The 17880-nt window shown below is 51.0% G+C and carries 19 protein-coding genes; 7 read left to right on the forward strand and 12 right to left on the reverse strand.

The window, feature by feature from the left end:
* Window positions 1-62: 62 nt before the first annotated feature.
* The 4 genes from JQ822_RS08960 to JQ822_RS08975 form a co-directional block, all read right to left on the reverse strand.
* On the reverse strand, window positions 63-626 hold the full coding sequence (locus tag JQ822_RS08960) for a fimbrial protein (protein ID WP_213133180.1): 564 nt from the start codon (window positions 624-626) through the stop codon (window positions 63-65).
* A gap of 428 nt (window positions 627-1054) precedes the next feature.
* Entirely contained in the window at window positions 1055-1732 is a 678-nt protein-coding gene (dsbI, locus tag JQ822_RS08965) for a protein-disulfide oxidoreductase DsbI (protein WP_213133181.1), read from the reverse strand.
* A 14-nt stretch (window positions 1733-1746) separates the two neighbouring features.
* The gene (locus JQ822_RS08970) at window positions 1747-2415 is read right to left on the reverse strand and encodes a thiol:disulfide interchange protein DsbA/DsbL (RefSeq protein WP_213133182.1); all 669 of its coding nucleotides are present in this window, start codon (window positions 2413-2415) and stop codon (window positions 1747-1749) included.
* Between the two features lie 23 nt (window positions 2416-2438).
* A complete protein-coding gene (locus tag JQ822_RS08975; RefSeq protein ID WP_213133183.1) occupies window positions 2439-4235 on the reverse strand; it encodes an aryl-sulfate sulfotransferase in 1797 nt (598 codons plus the stop codon).
* A 394-nt stretch (window positions 4236-4629) separates the two neighbouring features.
* Here JQ822_RS08975 and JQ822_RS08980 point away from each other — a divergent pair, with 394 nt between their 5' ends.
* Entirely contained in the window at window positions 4630-4806 is a 177-nt protein-coding gene (locus tag JQ822_RS08980) for a hypothetical protein (RefSeq protein WP_213133184.1), read from the forward strand.
* A gap of 57 nt (window positions 4807-4863) precedes the next feature.
* On the opposite strand, the gene zupT is transcribed toward JQ822_RS08980, so the two are convergent.
* Complete coding sequence (zupT, locus tag JQ822_RS08985) at window positions 4864-5637, reverse strand: zinc transporter ZupT (protein WP_003024600.1); 774 nt, start codon at window positions 5635-5637, stop codon at window positions 4864-4866.
* Between the two features lie 147 nt (window positions 5638-5784).
* Here zupT and ygiD point away from each other — a divergent pair, with 147 nt between their 5' ends.
* A complete protein-coding gene (ygiD, locus tag JQ822_RS08990; RefSeq protein ID WP_213133185.1) occupies window positions 5785-6573 on the forward strand; it encodes a 4,5-DOPA-extradiol-dioxygenase in 789 nt (262 codons plus the stop codon).
* Window positions 6574-6616: 43 nt separating this feature from the next.
* Here the strand turns inward: ygiD and JQ822_RS08995 are convergent, their stop codons facing one another.
* From JQ822_RS08995 to tolC, 3 genes are all read right to left on the reverse strand, one after another.
* On the reverse strand, window positions 6617-7777 hold the full coding sequence (locus tag JQ822_RS08995; protein ID WP_213133186.1) for a glutathionylspermidine synthase family protein: 1161 nt from the start codon (window positions 7775-7777) through the stop codon (window positions 6617-6619).
* Between the two features lie 5 nt (window positions 7778-7782).
* On the reverse strand, window positions 7783-8460 hold the full coding sequence (locus JQ822_RS09000) for a DUF1190 family protein (RefSeq protein WP_115257469.1): 678 nt from the start codon (window positions 8458-8460) through the stop codon (window positions 7783-7785).
* 148 nt (window positions 8461-8608) lie between these two features.
* Window positions 8609-10087 (reverse strand): outer membrane channel protein TolC, encoded by a 1479-nt coding sequence (tolC, locus tag JQ822_RS09005; RefSeq protein ID WP_213133187.1) that lies wholly within the window; start codon window positions 10085-10087, stop codon window positions 8609-8611.
* 199 nt (window positions 10088-10286) lie between these two features.
* Here tolC and nudF point away from each other — a divergent pair, with 199 nt between their 5' ends.
* From nudF to parE, 5 genes are read left to right on the forward strand one after another with little or no spacing between them, the layout of a single operon-like run.
* Window positions 10287-10919 (forward strand): ADP-ribose diphosphatase, encoded by a 633-nt coding sequence (gene nudF, locus JQ822_RS09010; RefSeq protein WP_213133188.1) that lies wholly within the window; start codon window positions 10287-10289, stop codon window positions 10917-10919.
* Window positions 10916-11338 carry a DUF1249 family protein gene (locus JQ822_RS09015; protein ID WP_213133540.1) on the forward strand — a complete coding sequence of 141 codons (423 nt, stop codon included), beginning with the start codon at window positions 10916-10918 and terminating at the stop codon, window positions 11336-11338. Before nudF ends, JQ822_RS09015 begins: the two co-directional genes overlap by 4 nt.
* A 24-nt stretch (window positions 11339-11362) precedes the next feature.
* On the forward strand, window positions 11363-12190 hold the full coding sequence (cpdA, locus tag JQ822_RS09020) for a 3',5'-cyclic-AMP phosphodiesterase (RefSeq protein ID WP_213133189.1): 828 nt from the start codon (window positions 11363-11365) through the stop codon (window positions 12188-12190).
* On the forward strand, window positions 12190-12771 hold the full coding sequence (yqiA, locus tag JQ822_RS09025; RefSeq protein WP_213133190.1) for an esterase YqiA: 582 nt from the start codon (window positions 12190-12192) through the stop codon (window positions 12769-12771). The genes cpdA and yqiA overlap by 1 nt, the downstream gene beginning before the upstream one ends.
* Window positions 12772-12799: 28 nt before the next feature.
* Window positions 12800-14692 carry a DNA topoisomerase IV subunit B gene (gene parE / locus JQ822_RS09030; protein ID WP_096755648.1) on the forward strand — a complete coding sequence of 631 codons (1893 nt, stop codon included), beginning with the start codon at window positions 12800-12802 and terminating at the stop codon, window positions 14690-14692.
* A gap of 56 nt (window positions 14693-14748) precedes the next feature.
* Here the strand turns inward: parE and JQ822_RS09035 are convergent, their stop codons facing one another.
* The 4 genes from JQ822_RS09035 to qseB form a co-directional block, all read right to left on the reverse strand.
* A complete protein-coding gene (locus tag JQ822_RS09035) occupies window positions 14749-15063 on the reverse strand; it encodes a putative quinol monooxygenase (RefSeq protein ID WP_096755653.1) in 315 nt (104 codons plus the stop codon).
* A gap of 30 nt (window positions 15064-15093) precedes the next feature.
* Window positions 15094-15675, reverse strand: coding sequence for an NAD(P)H-dependent oxidoreductase (locus tag JQ822_RS09040; RefSeq protein ID WP_213133191.1), 582 nt, complete (start codon window positions 15673-15675; stop codon window positions 15094-15096).
* 108 nt (window positions 15676-15783) lie between these two features.
* Window positions 15784-17133: a quorum sensing histidine kinase QseC gene (gene qseC / locus JQ822_RS09045; protein WP_213133192.1), complete on the reverse strand. Its 1350-nt coding sequence runs from the start codon at window positions 17131-17133 to the stop codon at window positions 15784-15786.
* Window positions 17130-17789 (reverse strand): quorum sensing response regulator transcription factor QseB, encoded by a 660-nt coding sequence (gene qseB, locus JQ822_RS09050; protein WP_213133193.1) that lies wholly within the window; start codon window positions 17787-17789, stop codon window positions 17130-17132. Before qseB ends, qseC begins: the two co-directional genes overlap by 4 nt.
* Window positions 17790-17880: the final 91 nt, after the last annotated feature.

Here is a 17880-nt window from a genome sequence, read left to right on the forward strand (position 1 = left end):
TCCTTACCTATACCCAAGCGTTGCAAGTGTTATAGGGTGGCCATCCGGCCACCATTATGTGACTACTTATAGGTAAGTCTGTAGGTTGCCGTCGCGGCGACAGCGCCCACGGTGACATCCGTTGCGCCAATTTTTTCCATATAGGCCTGGAATGGAAGGATTTGAGTCGCTGACCCTGCACTTAGATCAATGGTTTTTGCGGTCCCCAGAGTAATCTTCGTGCTTGTTTTGTCCAGAAGGCGTACGCCAACATTTGTTGCACCACTGGCAAAAGTATTGCTAAGCAGGCTGGTATCTTCAGTTGTAACGCTGTCACTGCTAAACGTGACATCAACTTTGGACACAGGTACATCGCTGCCATTATTTGAGTGTGGCAGATCGCAATTGACTAAGTGAAGGCTGGAATCAACCGCATCAGAATGTCCGTTAGTATTGATATAGCTGGCAGGAACTTCACCCAGCTCAACCTGCTTGTCAATATCGTCAGGTTCAATGGCGCAAGGGGCATTGATAATGGTACCCGTAAAGGTTATTTTGCCGCTACCACCGTCAACATCGGCGAAGGCACTGGTGGTAGTTAATGTGGCGATAGCCACGGCTAATAACGTTTCTTTGCCTAGTTTCATACAATCATTCCTTTAGTAATATACAATATCCTTTATGCTTAAGTCGAAATAATAGGTTTTTTAAGATATTATATCACCAGGATATTTTGTTTTTGCGTGACATTCGGAATTTGACCCGGTATTGATTAAGTTTGGTGTATATATATTTCGATGTTGCAATTTGCATTGCGTTTGATGAGAGAGTGAATGGTGTTTTATTATTGTTTTTCGTGGTGTTGACTCTAAGGTGATTATTGTAAAACTGTGATTTAGATGAGATTTTTTTCTGCAAATCAGAATATATAAATATTGATTTATTATTGTTTGCGCCAAATAATTTGCGTTTTGTATGATTTGAACCGAAGAGAAGCAAGCAGCAGGATTGTATAACCATCGTAAAAAAAGCAGAAATCTGAATACAGACTTCTGCTTTGGTTTTGTTATTCAGATTACCTGGTTCTGGCCAGTTTCAATGCCCAGGCACCGCTCATTATCACCAACAGCAGCAGACATAAACCAAAGGCGAGCAAGCAGGCCTGCGCCATATTCATGAAATGCCATGGCGGGAGCAGATACCAGCCTTCAGACTGCTGGTAAAGATCGACAAACCACTTCTGCATGCTACTGAGCGCCACGCCATCAGGAACAATAGGGGCGTCGTACCCACAGTCCCCGGTAGGCTTAAACCATTCCGGGGCCCAGTTTGCCAGTGGCAAGTTGAATGGGAACGTTGGGTCGGTGGAGCATCCCTGCACGCCAAAAAGCGAATCCGGATCTGGGTTGTGTACCGCATGATGAATATCATTAAGTTTGATCGAGAACTTAATGCCCATGATGCTGCCATAAAATGCTGCAATACAACCGATGAGTTTCAGTGCAACATTTTTAGGGTTTATGGCCGCAATCAGCCCACCAATAACCATCACAAACATGGCAAAGCGAATGTAAACACATTGCTCACAGGGGGCCATATAGAGATAGATCTGGAAGAAGGAGTGCGCCAGAATAATGAGCCCACCCATCGCGAGTGCCATTAGCAGCCACAGAAAGCGCTGTTCCTGCCATCTCACCAGAGTATCTACCGGCGCGGTACGTAAATCTCGCCACAATCCCTTTATGAAAACCATAGCCTTATCCCTGTTTATTTCGTTGCCAGTTCTCTGATGAGCGCCGCCATAGAATCAATGGATTTGATGCTCTTGGTGTAGATTAGGTATTTGCCATTGACAACATAAGCCGGAACGCCCTGAATTTTGGCGACATCATAGGCCGCTTTCCATTTTTTCAGTGTGTCCTGAACTTCGGGTTCTTGCAGCGCGGATTCAAAATCAGCCTGACTCATACCCACGGCATCCAATCCCGTTTTGATAAATGCGGCCGAGTCTTTGCCATCTGACCAACGTTCTTTTTTGTCGTGATAAGCCGAGTAGTAAGCAAATTTCGCTTTTTTGAACTGTGATTTAGCGTCAAACAATGAAATGCCCGCCGCTTTATCTTTAGCAATCAATACAGCAAACACTTCGCTACCTTGTTTACCATATTCTCCTTTGGTCTCCAGATGAAAAGGCGTGAAGGTCACAAGGTCTGCGACTTTCTCGGATACAGGACCGGTCACCGCTTTGTCATATTTGTAACAAAACGGGCAGGAGTAGCTGAACACTTTAATTAATGTTTTATCAGCATTGGGAATCGGTTTTTCCAGAACCATGTAATCTGTCCCCTCCGTAAAGGCCGAGGCGGTGAAGGGGGTTGCGAGCGCGGCGGTCAACACCACACCTTTAAATAATGAGGTAATCCATTTAGCTGACATAATTAATCCTTAATATAATGCTGTTATTTAAACATTTGCTGTGGGTGCACCAATAATGCACGGTAGTGTGTCTGGTTGGGTTTATCAGAAAGCACATCAATTTCGACTTTAACTTCTTTCGTTTTGTAGTCGATTTCGTTTAGTTTCCCAACAGTAGGTTGACCGACGTCGAATAAGTGGATCGAGCCACTAAAACCAAACATGGTATTGCGATCTTTTTGGTATTCTATGACTGAAGTAATAGGACTGTAGAAATCATAACCACGCTCTTTACCGTACTCCCAGATTTGCTGAACCGTCCCTTTCTTCTCATCGACTTTATATTCGACAAATCGGGAATATTTCATGGTTGGTAGAGCGGGCTGCTCAAGTCCACGGCCATCGCCATTATCAAAGATAGTGAGTGTCCCTTTGCTGGAGAGCCATGCGGTGTGTTGGGTGTAGGTGAAATCGAAATCGGTATTATCGCATTTGCCGTTTTCGTCGCATGTCAGGGCGTTTCCTTTTTCGTCGACCGGCTTCAATAACTTGCTTGCCAGTTGTTTATTCCAGCCTTTCGACGGGGCAAGGATCCATTTTACCTGCTTATCACGACCAATTTTGACAACGCCCTGATGCCGGGAGGAGATGATGATGGAATCATCTTTTGCATCATAGGCGATAGAGTTGACGTGTGCCCAGTTTCGGCCCGCGCCGACGCCGAGAGCGTCACCGTAAGGTGTATCCGGCTCCAGCTTAGCCTGCTGACCGGCATGTGCGAGGTCAACGTTGACACAGACTGCACCTGCATCTAACGCACCCAGCAGAGCATCCCGCATCGGGTCGAGAATTTTTGTCAGGTCCCAGACGTCAACAACGCGGCCGGATCTGTCGACTTCAATAATCTGGTCACGGATGGTTTGTACATGGATGCCATCTTCTTTACGGTAGTCGCGTTTACCGACCCGCAGCAGGACGGTGTCGTTGACCGTTTCAATCGATTCATGTGATGCATCCAGGAACCCGCGCGGTAGCTTATGGTCAGCGAGGATTTGTCCCATTAGATCAAATTCATACCAGTGCTGGCCCTGTACGGCGGTGAAGGTTCCTCGTGGCGTCTCCCGAATGCCCATCAGGTAACCGCGCTTGTTGATATCCATGTCATGGCCGTCATAGAAGGTATCCTGATCCAGCCACCAGCGATACTCACCTTCTGTATCGACGACAAAAGTGAAGGGCGCTATGTCAAAGGGCAGTGCGCCTCCGGCTGGGCCGGCATCAAGAATTCCAGCATTCTTGTCTTTTTCTCCATGCCAGTGGAACTCTGCACCTTGAGGAGTGAAAGTATGGGTATTCACCAGGTACAGGCGGTCCTCAAAGCCCGGCGCGACCTTAATAACTTTAGTTTGCTGTAAATCAGAAATAGAGCGGTTATCCATGTAGTGATTAACGATGGCGGATGTTTGCACCACATAATCATCCTTCACCATCTTGCCATTTTCTTTATATTCAACGGTGACCTTATTGGCAAATTTTTGATAAAGACCAAAAATAGGTACGCCGTCATAGGTTGCTAACGATTCTTTGCCAACGGTATAAGTAACAGGAACGCCTTTTTCGCCTTTGCCATGAACGGTGACTTTAACATCTGAAATGACGTGGCTGTCTAATTCAACCAGAGCGGTAAGTGGGGCATTTCCATAAGGGTCAACCACAATCGCCCCTAGTTTTCCCGCAGGTTGAGCGGGTTGAAAACCTGCGGCAAAAGAATTGACGGAGGTTAATCCGCATGTCAGAGCGATAGTACCAGCGAGGAGTGTTTTACGGTATTGTTTAAACATGGATATATCTCCTTATATTACTTATAAATATAATTCCTGTGAGTAAAATATATTTTCCGTGAATAATAATTGAATGATATCGTTTAAAAAGTTGTTGGAGTTAAATATATTAATTTCTTTGAAATATATAAATTATCAATGGTCGATATTTTTAAGGCTTTTTGATAGTAGAGTGGGGATATTTGCAGAACAATAATTATTATTCTGGAGTGTGATCCTTTCGACATTGTTTTATTTTTAATACACGTTTTACTATTGGCTTTATCTGTTGATTTATATGATCGAAATCATATGTTTGTTTCTGTGTTGTGCCACTATAGTGGTAGGTTGAAATAAGGTTATGTGAATTTTTAACGTTAAATGTTTAATGATGTTAAATTTTAAGGGTAAAAGAATGTTTATTGCCTGGTATTGGATGGTATTAATTGCACTGGTTGCGGTGGGTTATTATTGCCATATGAAGCGTTACTGCCGAGCGTTTCGACAAGACAGAGATGCATTGCTTGAGGCGCGTAATAAACTCTTTCGTCGCACGCGTGAAGACGACGGCACGGTCAGGGAACAGGAATAACCCCTGTCGTTTTGCTGTGGTAGAGGCGGATAGTCTGCAGGGCATCCGCCATCTGTATTATCCAATGCCCATGGACTGCAGGATGACAAGGCTAAGCCCCATCACCGACATTCCACACAGCACACCATAGCTGGGGTTATTATTAGGATCGATCTCTTTTGCCAACGGCATCAGTTCATCGACGGACAGCGCCACCATAATTCCGGCGACCGCCGCCATTATCGCCGCCATTACCACCGGCGAAATCAAACTCCCCAGAATTAACCATGCCAGTACCCCACCGAGTATTTCAGCCATACCGGAGATACCGGCCCAGAATATCGCCGTACGTTTGGAGCCGGTTGCTGCATACACTGGTCCGGCAACGGCTAACCCTTCAGGAATATTATGCAATGCGACAGCGAGGGCAATACCAAAACCCAGTTCGAGGTTGCTGCTGGCGGTAACAAACGTCGCGATCCCTTCCGGAAAATTGTGCAGGCTAATGCCAAGCGTGAGTAAAATTGCGGTGCGTTTAATCGACCCCGGTAAAGGCTGTGTTGTTTTTTGTACCAGATCCTGAGGGTGTGCGTGCGGCAACAAACGATCCAGACCAAAATAGCCCAGTAAACCCACGATAAACATCCCGTAACCGAGCACGGGTGACATCCCTTCTGCGGCCAGTGCGGCGGGCAGCATCTCCATCAGGGAGATAAGTAGCATAATGCCCGCGGCGAAACCCAGAGAAAAGGCGAGTACGCGGTTAGAGGGTTTTTGTCCCAGCACGCCGAGAAATGCGCCGATAAACGTGGCGGCGCCTGCCAGTAAAGTCAGAAGTAAAGGTACAGACATCGACAAATCAAACTCCTTATCAATCTGCTGTCCGGGCCGGATCGTCAAAATAACTGATGATCTTCATCATGGTTATCTGAGTTCTTCATCAACCGAAAAAGCGTATTGTGGTGATATCAAAATGACTCCCTCAGTAAGGATATCATCATGTCTTCAACTCGTATGCCAGCATTGTTTTTGGGCCACGGCAGCCCGATGAATGTTCTGGAAGATAACGTTTATACCCGTGCCTGGCAGCAACTGGGGGAAACGTTGCCACGCCCGAAAGCCATCGTTGTGGTTTCGGCGCACTGGTTTACGCGCGGCACTGGCGTAACCGCGATGGAAGCACCGAAAACGATTCATGACTTTGGTGGTTTTCCGCAGGCGCTGTATGACACACATTACCCGGCCCCGGGCTCGCCAGAACTGGCGCAGCATTTGGTGGATTTGCTTGCTCCTGTGCCCGTCACTTTAGACAAGGAAGCCTGGGGATTTGACCACGGTTCGTGGGGTGTACTGATTAAAATGTACCCGAATGCCGATATTCCGATGGTACAGTTAAGCATTGATAGCACGAAGCCTGCGGCCTGGCATTTCGAAATGGGTCGTAAACTGGCGGCGCTGCGCGACGAAGGTATTATGCTGGTGGCCAGCGGTAACGTGGTGCATAACCTGCGTACAGCACGCTGGCACGGTGAGAATACCCCGTATCCGTGGGCGACTTCATTCAATGATTATGTGAAGAATAACCTGACATGGCAGGGCCCGGTTGAACAGCATCCGCTGGTTAATTATATGGATCATGAAGGTGGAGCGCTGTCGAATCCAACGGCAGATCACTACCTGCCGCTGCTGTACGTGTTAGGGGCATGGGATGGCAAAGAACCGGTGACGATCCCTGTGAACGGGATTGAGATGGGTAGCTTGAGTATGTTGTCGGTACAGGTGGGATAAAAACGTAGGCCCGGTAAGCATTAGCGATACCGGGCACAACGAATTATTCGACAAAAATATGCGGATAAAAGCGGGAAAGATCCTGAGTGATCAGCGCTCTGTCTTCGCGAATGCCGATCCCGGCAGGTTGATCGTTAATCAGCCAACTGCCGATCAGCACGTAGCTGTCGCCAAACTTCGGTAGCTGATGGAATTGCTGCACGATCATTCCTTCTTCACCATACGGGCCTTCCACCGCTTCGATCGTTTTACCGTTCTCAACGATCGACACGTTAGCGCCTTCACGCGAGAAGATTGGCTTGACGACGAATTTTTCCATCTGCGGATAGTCGTCTTCGGCGAAGTACGCCGGCAGCAGGTTCGGATGGTTCGGGAACATTTCCCATAGCAGCGGTAACAGCGCTTTGTTGGAGATAATGCTCTTCCAGGCCGGTTCCAGCCAGCGAACGCCAGCATCTTCCAGCTTGGTGGAGAACATTTCGCGCAGCATAAATTCCCACGGATAGAGCTTAAACAGGTTGGCAATCACCTGATCTTCTAAGTCCGTAAACTGACCTTTTTCGCCGAGGCCAATATCTTCGACATAGAGGAATTCGGTAGCGATTTCCGCCTCTGCAGCGCAATCCTGCAGATACTGAATAGTGCCGCGATCTTCAACGGTATCTCGACAGCAGGTCAGATGTAGCAGCTGAAAACCATACTGTTCACGCAGCGCGGTGAAGCGTTCAATCAACTTTTCCTGCAGGCTGTTGAACTGATCGCTGCCTTCCGGCAGGTTGCCAGCATTGAGCTGATCTTCCAGCCAGATCCACTGGAAAAACGCGGCTTCGTACAGCGAGGTTGGCGTATCGGCGTTGTTTTCGAGCAGCTTGGGTTCACCGGTGCCATCCCACGCCAGATCGAGGCGGGAATAAAGCGAAGGTTGCTGTGTCTGCCAGGACTGGCGGACAAAGCCCCAGGTGTGCTTGGGAATACGAAACTTGGTCATCAGGTCATCGCTGGCGATGACCTTTTCAACCACCTTGAGGCACATCTGATGCAGCTCTGCGGTGACGTCTTCCAGCTTTTCGACCTGAGCAAGCGTGAGCTTGTAGTAGGCGTCTTCACACCAGTACGGCTCGCCATACATGGTGTGAAAGTTGAAGCCGTATTCGGTGGCTTTCTCGCGCCAGTCCGGGCGCTCAACAATACTGACTCTTTCCATGTGGATCAGCCGCCCATTGAACGCGTGGTAGTGCCGCTTGCGCTACGCTGCATGGTGCTCTGTTTAGCCACAGATTCACCAAATCCGCCGCGGGTTACGGTAGAGGTGGTCGCCGGTTTCGGTGCCATTGCCGTTTTCGGCACGGTCATCGTACGGCCAGGCGTCGCTGCGCCGTAGTTTTTACCGCCTGCATCCGTATATTTGCCGTAAGCCGGGCTGGCCGGGTTTTTCGAGCTGAACAGCGGTTGCTGAGCACCCATTCCGCCGCCCATCATACGGCCCATCATATAGCCTGCCATCAGCGGCATCCAGAAGCTGCCGCTGCTTTGATTCTGCGCCTGAGCCTGGCCTTCACCAGTCGGCGCCATACCTGCCTGTGCAGGTGCCTGCTGGCACTGGCCTTCGCCGAATTCAGCGATACAGTCTTCGCGGGTGGCGTATTTCGGCGCGGTGCGTTCAGCTTCTTTCAGCGCGTTGTTAAATGCGGTCGTACATTCGGCGCTTTTACCCGGATTCGCCGTCGAGCAGTCGTCCGCATTTTGGTAAAGCGATACCGTTTCGTCGCTCTGTTCACAGCCCGCCAGCATAATAACGGCGGTGACTGCCAGGGCGACAGGAGTCAGGTGGCGTGCGCTCCAGCTTTTGCGGAACGACGCGTGATGTATAGATTTTGTCCGTTTCATTTATGTCTTCCAGGACCCAGTGGTAAATACTGCTCAGAATAGAGGATGACTGGTCGAAATTGAAGCGGGAAGAGGCGAGAATGCGGAAGAAGGGGCGGATCTTTACGTTGTCTTACGTTCAGACGGGGCCGAAGCCCCGTCATCAGCATCAGTTACGGAACGGATTGTTACCGTTGCTGCTGGTTGAACGTGCTGCCGTCGGCTGAGCGACTGCCGCTTCGTTGCCCGCGGTATAGCCGTCCGCTGCAGCGTCTTGCTGTGTGTTTTCCGGTGCGACCGTGTCAGGCGCGGTCGGAATCGGTTTGCCCAGCGTATTGTTCAGTGCTACCAGATCCTGCTCATTCAGCGTACCAAGCGCAGACTTGATGTTTAACTGATTGATAAGATAGGTATAACGCGCATTAGCCAACTGCTGCTTGGCGTTGTACAGCGTGGTGGTGGCATCCAACACATCTACGATGGTACGCGTACCGACGGAATAACCGGCTTCCATCGCGTCCAAAGAGCTTTGTGCAGAGACAACCGCTTGTTTGTACGCGTTAATGCTACTGATGGAAGCATTAATGTTATTGAAGGATGAACGCACGGTCTGTACCACGCTGCGGTGCGCACTTTCCAGCTGTTCACTCGCGCCAACAAAGTTGTATTGCGCTTGTTTCACCTGCGAGTTAACCATCCCGCCCTGGTACAGCGGCAGCGAGAAGTTCAGACCAATTTTATTCTGGCCCATATTGCTGTCATCATACTGGGAGGTGTTGGTTTTGGACCCGCTGTAAGAGGTATCAGCAACACCGGTAGAGGCGGTTAAATTCAGCGTTGGTAAATGACCGTCCTGCGCCAGACGAATCTGTTCACGTGCCAGATCCTGACTCAAACGCGCCTGCAATAACGTCAGGTTGCGGTTCTCTGCTTCTTTCAGCAGCGCATTCACCGCTTGCGGTTTGTTGGTTTTAAAACCATCGACGTTCAGCGAAGCCAGTTCTGGGTAGTAGTTACCGGTCACCTGACGCAGCTGTTCTACCGCGTTATCCAGATTGTTACGTGCGGTAACCTCGTTCGCCAGTACGGTATCGTATTGTGAACGGGCGTTCTGCACGTCAGTGATGGCGACCAGGCCAACGTTAAAACGCTGAGTGGTCTGATCTAACTGACGATACACCGCATCTTTTTGTGCCTGGGTGTAAGACAGCACGTCAATCGCGTTCAGTACGTTAAAATAGGCCGTGGCGGTATTCAGGATCAGCGTTTGCTGATCGGTCTGATACGTCACGTCCTGGATGCCCGCTGATTTTTCTTGCAGCGTCAGGGCACGCCATTTTGACATATCAAAAATGGACTGAGTTAACTGCAGAGATGCGCTGGTGGCATTGGAGTTGACGCCATTTGCATCACGGTAGCCATTGCTGTAGGTGTAATCGGCACCTAATCCCAGTTGCGGCAGTAACGGGCTACGCGCTTCGTTAATTTTTTCGAATGCAGCATCGCGATCGGCGGCGGATTTACGCAATTCCGGGTTGCTCAGGCGTGCTTGCTGATAAACCTGCATCAGGTTCTCTGCCTGGCTCAAAGTACTGAACCCCGACAGGCTCAGGCCGATAAGGATGGGGAGCAATTTCTTCATTTGCATTCCTTGTTGTGAAGCAGTATTTAGCGCTGATCAAATGGTAAAAATAATTGTTGATTCTAGCAGAATCCGCCACTTCAAAAAGTTGGCGTTACGTGCCATACGGCGTTAATTTGCATCAATTTAACACAAGGGCGTTCAAACAGCAGTCAAACGACCTTGAAATTCACATTTTAATCACTATTGGTATCAGGACAGCACAATGCGTAAACCAGACAACTTGCCAATGACTTTCACTAAAAATGATGTAGAAATTATTGCACGAGAAACGCTATACCGCGGTTTTTTTTCACTGGATCTTTATCGGTTCCGTCACCGCTTGTTTAACGGTGGGATGAGTGATGAAGTGACGCGCGAAATTTTTGAGCGCGGACACGCGGCGGTCTTGCTACCCTTTGACCCTGAGCGGGATGAAGTTGTGCTGGTTGAGCAGATCCGCATTGCGGCATTTGATACCAGCGAAAGCCCGTGGCTGCTGGAAATGGTGGCCGGGATGATCGAAGAGGGTGAAACCGTTGAGGACGTTGCCCGCCGTGAAGCGATGGAAGAAGCCGGACTTGAGGTTAAACGTACCAAACCGGTTCTGAGCTATCTGGCAAGCCCCGGCGGCACCAGCGAGCGCCTGTCCATTTTGGTAGGCGAAGTGGACGCCACGACCGCAAGCGGGATCCACGGTCTGGCGGATGAAAACGAAGACATTCGCGTTCATGTGGTTAGCCGGGAACAGGCTTATCAGTGGGTGGAAGAGGGAAAAATCGACAACGCGGCTTCTGTCATTGCCCTGCAATGGTTGCAACTGCACTATCAAGAGTTAAAAACTGAGTGGAAAAAATGAAGCGTTACACACCTGACTTCCCTGAAATGATGCGCCTGTGCGAAACCAACTTTTCGCAACTGCGCCGCCTGTTGCCACGTAATGACGTGCCCGGCGAAACAGTGAGCTATCAGGTGGCAAACGCACAATATCGGTTAACGATTGTTGAATCGACCCGATACACTACGCTGGTTGCGATCGAACAGACGGCGCCTGCTGTCACTTACTGGAGCCTGCCATCGCTTACCGTACGCCTGTATCATGATGCGAGGGTGGCTGAAGTGTGTTCAAGTCAGCAGATCTTTCGCTTCAAAGCGCGGTATGATTATCCAAATAAAAAGTTGCATCAACGCGACGAAAAGCATCAAATTAATCAGTTTCTAGCCGACTGGTTACGGTACTGTTTAGCACATGGAGCGATGGCGATTCCGGTTTATTAGCGTCGTGAAACCTAAGGACACCATTTGGAAAGCCTGTTAACCCTTCCTTTGGCTGGTGAGGCCAGAGTCAGGATCTTACAAATTACAGACACTCACCTGTTTGCCGAAAAGCATGAAACGCTGCTGGGTGTGAACACCTGGGACAGCTACCAGTCCGTACTGGACGCTATACATGCTGAGTCGCCCGACTACGATCTGATCGTGGCGACTGGAGATCTGGCGCAGGATCAATCCGCTGCGGCTTATCAGCATTTTGCTGAGGGCATCGCAAGCTTTCGTGCGCCTTGCGTCTGGCTGCCAGGTAATCATGATTTTCAGCCAGCAATGTACAGCGCTCTTCAGGAGGCCGGAATTTCTCCGGCTAAACGCGTCTTCATTGGTGAACAGTGGCAAATTCTGCTGCTGGATAGCCAGGTTTTTGGCGTTCCCCACGGAGAATTAAGCGAATTCCAGCTTGAATGGCTGGAGCGCAAACTTGCCGATGTGCCTGAACGCAATACCTTACTGCTTTTGCATCACCATCCACTGCCTGCGGGCTGCAGCTGGCTCGATCAGCACAGCCTGCGCAATGCCGCCGAGCTGGACAACGTGCTGGTGAACTATCCGCGCGTGAAGTACCTGCTGTGCGGGCATATTCATCAGGAGCTGGATCTTGACTGGAACGGTCGCCGCCTGCTGGCAACGCCGTCGACATGCGTGCAGTTCAAGCCGCATTGCGCCAACTTCACGCTAGATACCATTAGCCCGGGCTGGCGTACGCTGGAGCTTTTCGCTGATGGTACGCTGCACACACAGGTGTGCCGTCTACCGGGAAATCGGTTCCACCCTGATACCGCTTCAGAAGGCTACTGATGTCTACGCTCCTCTATCTACACGGATTTAACAGCTCCCCTCGCTCAGCGAAGGCGTGCCTGCTGAAAAACTGGCTGGCAGAGCACCACCCGCACGTTGAGATGATCGTACCGCAGTTACCACCGTATCCAGCCCAGGCGGCTGAGATGCTGGAATCTATCGTCCTCGAGCACGGCGGAGAATCGCTGGGGATCGTGGGTTCTTCTTTGGGAGGCTATTACGCCACCTGGCTGTCGCAATGTTTTATGTTGCCTGCGGTGGTGGTGAATCCTGCTGTGCGGCCATACGAACTGTTGGTCGACTACCTTGGCCAAAACGAGAACCCCTACACGGGTCAGCAATATGTGCTAGAGTCTCGCCATATTTACGATCTTAAAGTCATGCAGATTGACCCGCTGGAAGCGCCGGATTTACTCTGGTTGCTGCAACAAACGGGTGATGAAGTGTTGGACTACCGCCAGGCGGTGGCGTATTACGCCTCCTGCCGTCAAACAGTTATTGAGGGCGGAAACCACGCATTCACGGGCTTCGAAGATTATTTCAACCAGATTGTCGATTTCCTTGGACTGCACAGTTTCTGACGATCAATTCGAATTGCTAATTTAAACCATGACGCAAACTTATAACGCTGATGCCATTGAGGTACTCACTGGGCTTGAGCCGGTTCGCCGCCGCCCGGGGATGTACACAGATACGACTCGCCCAAACCATATGGGCCAGGAAGTTATTGATAACAGTGTGGACGAAGCGCTGGCCGGGCACGCGAAACGTGTCGAGGTGATCCTCCATGCCGATCAATCACTGGAAGTCATTGATGACGGACGCGGCATGCCCGTTGATATCCACCCGGAAGAGGGCGTCCCGGCTATTGAGCTGATCCTTTGTCGTTTGCACGCCGGGGGGAAGTTTTCTAACAAAAACTACCAGTTCTCCGGCGGTTTGCACGGCGTGGGAATTTCCGTGGTTAACGCCCTGTCAAAGCGTGTTGAAGTGGCCGTTCGTCGCGATGGCCAGATCCACAGTATCGCCTTCGAACATGGTGAAAAGGTCGAAGATCTGCACGTTTCCGGCACCTGCGGTAAACGCAACACCGGGACCAGCGTGCACTTCTGGCCGGATGAAAGCTTTTTCGACAGCCCGCGTTTCTCCGCTTCTCGCCTGAGCCATCTGCTGAAAGCCAAAGCCGTGCTCTGCCCGGGCGTTGAAATCATCTTCAAGGATAAGGTCAACGATACCGAACAGACCTGGCGCTACGCCGATGGCCTGACGGACTACCTGAGCGAAGCGGTGAACGGTCTGCCGTTACTGCCGGAAAAACCGTTTGTGGGGACTTTCTCCGGTGATACGGAAGCGGTGGATTGGGCGCTGCTGTGGCTGCCGGAAGGCGGTGAATTGCTGACCGAAAGCTACGTCAACCTGATCCCGACTATGCAGGGCGGTACGCACGTCAACGGCCTGCGTCAGGGCCTGTTGGATGCGATGCGTGAGTTCTGCGAATACCGCAATATCCTGCCGCGCGGCGTGAAGCTGTCCGCTGAAGATATCTGGGATCGCTGTGCCTACGTTTTGTCCGTGAAGATGCAGGACCCGCAGTTTGCCGGTCAGACCAAAGAGCGTCTGTCTTCGCGTCAGTGTGCGGCGTTTGTTTCTGGCGTGGTAAAAGATGCCTTCAGCCTGTGGCTGAACCAGAACGTGCAGTCAGCAGAGCTGCTGGCGGAAATGGCGATTTCCAGCGCCCAGCGTCGTCTGCGTGCGGCGAAAAAAGTGGTGCGTAAAAAGCTCACCAGCGGTCCGGCACTGCCGGGTAAACTGGCGGACTGCACCGCGCAGGATCTTAACCGCACCGAACTGTTCCTGGTGGAAGGTGACTCGGCGGGCGGATCGGCCAAGCAGGCGCGCGATCGTGAGTACCAGGCGATCATGCCGCTGAAGGGTAAGATCCTTAACACCTGGGAAGTCTCTTCCGATGAAGTGTTGGCTTCCCAGGAAGTCCACGATATTTCGGTGGCGATCGGCATTGATCCTGACAGCGACGATCTAAGCCAGCTGCGCTATGGCAAGGTCTGTATCCTGGCTGATGCGGACTCCGATGGTCTGCACATCGCCACGCTGCTGTGTGCGTTGTTTGTGAAGCACTTCCGCACGCTGGTGAAACACGGACACGTCTACGTGGCGCTGCCGCCGCTGTACCGTATCGACCTTGGCAAAGAGGTGTATTACGCGCTAACGGAAGAAGAGAAAGCGGGCGTACTGGAACAGCTGAAGCGCAAGAAGGGCAAACCGAACGTACAGCGCTTTAAAGGTCTGGGTGAAATGAACCCGATGCAGCTGCGCGAAACCACGCTGGATCCGAACACCCGTCGACTGGTGCAACTCATCATTGATGACGAAGACGACCAGCGTACCAATGCCATGATGGATATGCTGCTGGCGAAGAAGCGTTCTGAAGATCGCCGCAACTGGCTGCAGGAGAAAGGCGACCTGGCGGATCTCGAAGGGTAATTGGCGGTTAAATGCCGGATGGTGGCGTAAACGCCTCATCCGGCAAATCGACAATTTTAAATGCCAGACTCCAGAATACGAATGCTCATGTCCAGTACATCACCTTTCACGGCTTCGCTGTAAGCTTTCATATGCGGGGTTTGCAAATGCGCTTCAAGGTGCGCAATGCTCTCCCACTGTTCAATCATCACGATTGAATCCGGCGCTGTGGTCTGAAAACTCACACCTGCGGCATGATCCACCATTGGCGCATAGCCGTGGCAGCCTTCTTCTTTCAGTACGGTTGGAACGATTTTAGCAAACTGATCCAGTACCGCCTGGCGGTGATGTTGACCTGGACGTGTACGGATTTCTGCAATAACGGTAAGCATGGTTAACTCCTTCTAATTCCAGGTAACCAGTTAACCAAAAATCTCGGTCAGATGCTTGCGATATTCTGCGATATAACGCGGGACATCCGGCATTTTAATCACGTCATTGGTGATAAAGGTCGGCAGCGCTTCCATGCCCAAAAACTGGTTTGCTTTATGGAACGGGAGATAAACGCCATCAACGCCAACGCCGTGGAAGAACTGGTCTTTGTCAGTAAAGGCTTCCATCGGTGCGTTCCAGGTCAGGGACAGCATGTATTTTTTGCCCTGAATTAACCCGCCGGAGCCGTATTTTTTAGCAGCGTCTGAACGTGTACGGCCGTCGCTGGCGTATAGCGTACCGTGCCCTGCGGTGAACACATCATCGATGTATTTTTTTACCGTCCACGGCGCGCCCATCCACCAGCCTGGCATTTGCCAGATAACCGTATCTGCCCAAACAAAATTCTGCACTTCTGTTTCTACGTCATAATCGCTGTCTGCGCGTACGACTTTAACATCATGCCCGAGGTCGCGCAGGATACCGTCCGCGACCTCGGTCAGGGTGTCGTTTAGTTGACCATTGGAATGGCCGAATTTTTTCGCACCATTGATAATCAGAATGTTGCTCATGTTGTGTCCTCAAAGAATAACGTTTGAGGGCGATTTTACGCCGATGAGCGGTGCGATGAAATTAGCAAAATGTGCAAAGTCTTTTGCTGATAGCGCAATAATTCGTCGCTACCAGCTGATTCTGGCTTCAAATCCGCCTTCTGTGGCGTTGGCAAATGACACGGACATTCCATGCAACGTCGCAATACGCCGGACAATCGACAGGCCCAGTCCGCTGCCGGTCGCGTTTTGTCCCGGCGGGCGATAAAAGCGTTCACCAATATGCTCGAGAACCTCTGGCGCAACGCCTGGCCCGTTGTCTTTGACGCTGAAATATCGGTTGTTGAGCGTGACTTCCACGACGCTACCCTGCGGACTGTAGCGGATCGCATTATCCAGCAGATTGCGGACCATCAGGCTGAGTAACAGCGGTTGGCCGGTGCGTTTAATATCGTGGGCGTTAATCTGCAAGCGCACGTCGATGTTGGCCTGCTGCGCCGGGTGGTAGATATCCATGACGGCGGATTGCAGTAGCTCTTCGAGAGAGATATTGGCGACATCCTGAAGATTGCTCAGTGAGTCGAGCCGCGAAAGCGTCAGTAACTGATCGACCAGGCGCGTGGCGCGATCGATTCCCGTCTGCATCTGCATTAACGCTTTTTGCCGTGCCTGCGGATCATCGTCGGACAGTTGCGCGACTTCGGTCTGTACCTTCAATGCCGTCAACGGACTACGCAGTTCGTGAGCGGCATCTGAGGTAAAACGCCGCTCGCGTACCATCGTGGTATGAATACGGGTAAAAAGTTGATTGAGCGACTCAACCAGCGGGCGAACTTCGCCAGGAATACCTTTCAGGCTCAGTGGCTCTTCAGATTCCGGATCCCGCATACGTAAAGCTTGCGCCAGCTTTTTCAGCGGGTTAAGTTCAAGACTTAACAGTACAATCAGGATCAGCAGCATCAGCGGCAGGGCGACCAGCCACGGCACCAATTGGGTTGTCACGATCGCCAGGGCCATATCTTCGCGGTATTCCCACTCCTGGCCGACCACGATCCGGTACTTTTTATCCGCTGAAGTCAGCCAGATAAAGCGCCATTTATCGTTATCCCCGTTCAGATAGCCGTCATCAAACCCTTCCCGACGATAGCTATAGGGAATGTACTGACCATTGTCACCGTCATGAAGGACCATTTTTCCATCCGGCGTGTAGACCGCAAAGGTCAGCACATCGTCGTCAATATGGCCATGTTTGAACTTTTTCGGTGTCTGTGCAATGCGTTCAGAGGCTTTTAGTTCATCAAGATCCAGCGTGACCAGCCGTTTGGCAAACAGCATCAGCTGCGTGTCAAACATCTCGTCCACGTTATCGGTGGTTTGTTTCCAGGCGACAAAACTGGAAATCAGCCAGGTTATCAAAACTAAAATGATGAAGATAAGCGTTAGCCTGATGCGCAGACTGAGGCGTTGTGTGAGTTTCATGCATCACCCAGGGTGTAACCAATGCCATGCACGGTACGGATAAAATCACTGCCGAGTTTACGGCGTAAGTGATGGACGTGCACCTCAACTGCATTACTGGAGACGTTTTCATCCCAGTTATACAGTTTTTCTTCAATGTGTTTGCGGGGCAGTACGCGCCCTTTATTGCGCATCAGCAGTTCCAGCAGCGCGAACTCTTTTGGCTTGAGCGGCAACGGCTCACCCGCGAGTGTGGCGACCAGCGCGCCGGGATTAAGCGTCACCTGACCATGGCGCAGTTCGCTGGTGGCCTGGCCGCTGGCGCGGCGTACCAGCGCCTCCAGTCGGGCGGCAACTTCAATCAATGCAAAGGGTTTACACAGATAGTCATCCGCACCGAGGCGCAGACCTTCCACGCGTTCGGCCAGCGCATCGCGTGCGGTTAAAATTAGCACCGGCTCTTGTTTTCCTTTTGTGCGCCATTCGCGCAGGATATCGCGCCCGTCGATGCCCGGCAGCGTCAGGTCGAGGATCACCGCATCATAAGGCGCACTGTAAAGCGCTTCTTTTCCCTGACGACCTTCGGTAAACCAGTCGATGCTGAAACCCATTTTACTCAGACCCGTTTTCAGGCCGTCGCCAATCAACGCATCATCTTCTACCAGTAAAATACGCATATGTTCTTCCCTGCGCTCACTCTGTTGCCTGTCAGTAAACCTTGTGGCAACCAGGGATGTACAGCAAAAAAAGAATCTTTTTTTGCCTTAA

This window comes from Citrobacter sp. FP75 (assembly GCF_018342065.1).
Lineage (GTDB): Bacteria > Pseudomonadota > Gammaproteobacteria > Enterobacterales > Enterobacteriaceae > Citrobacter.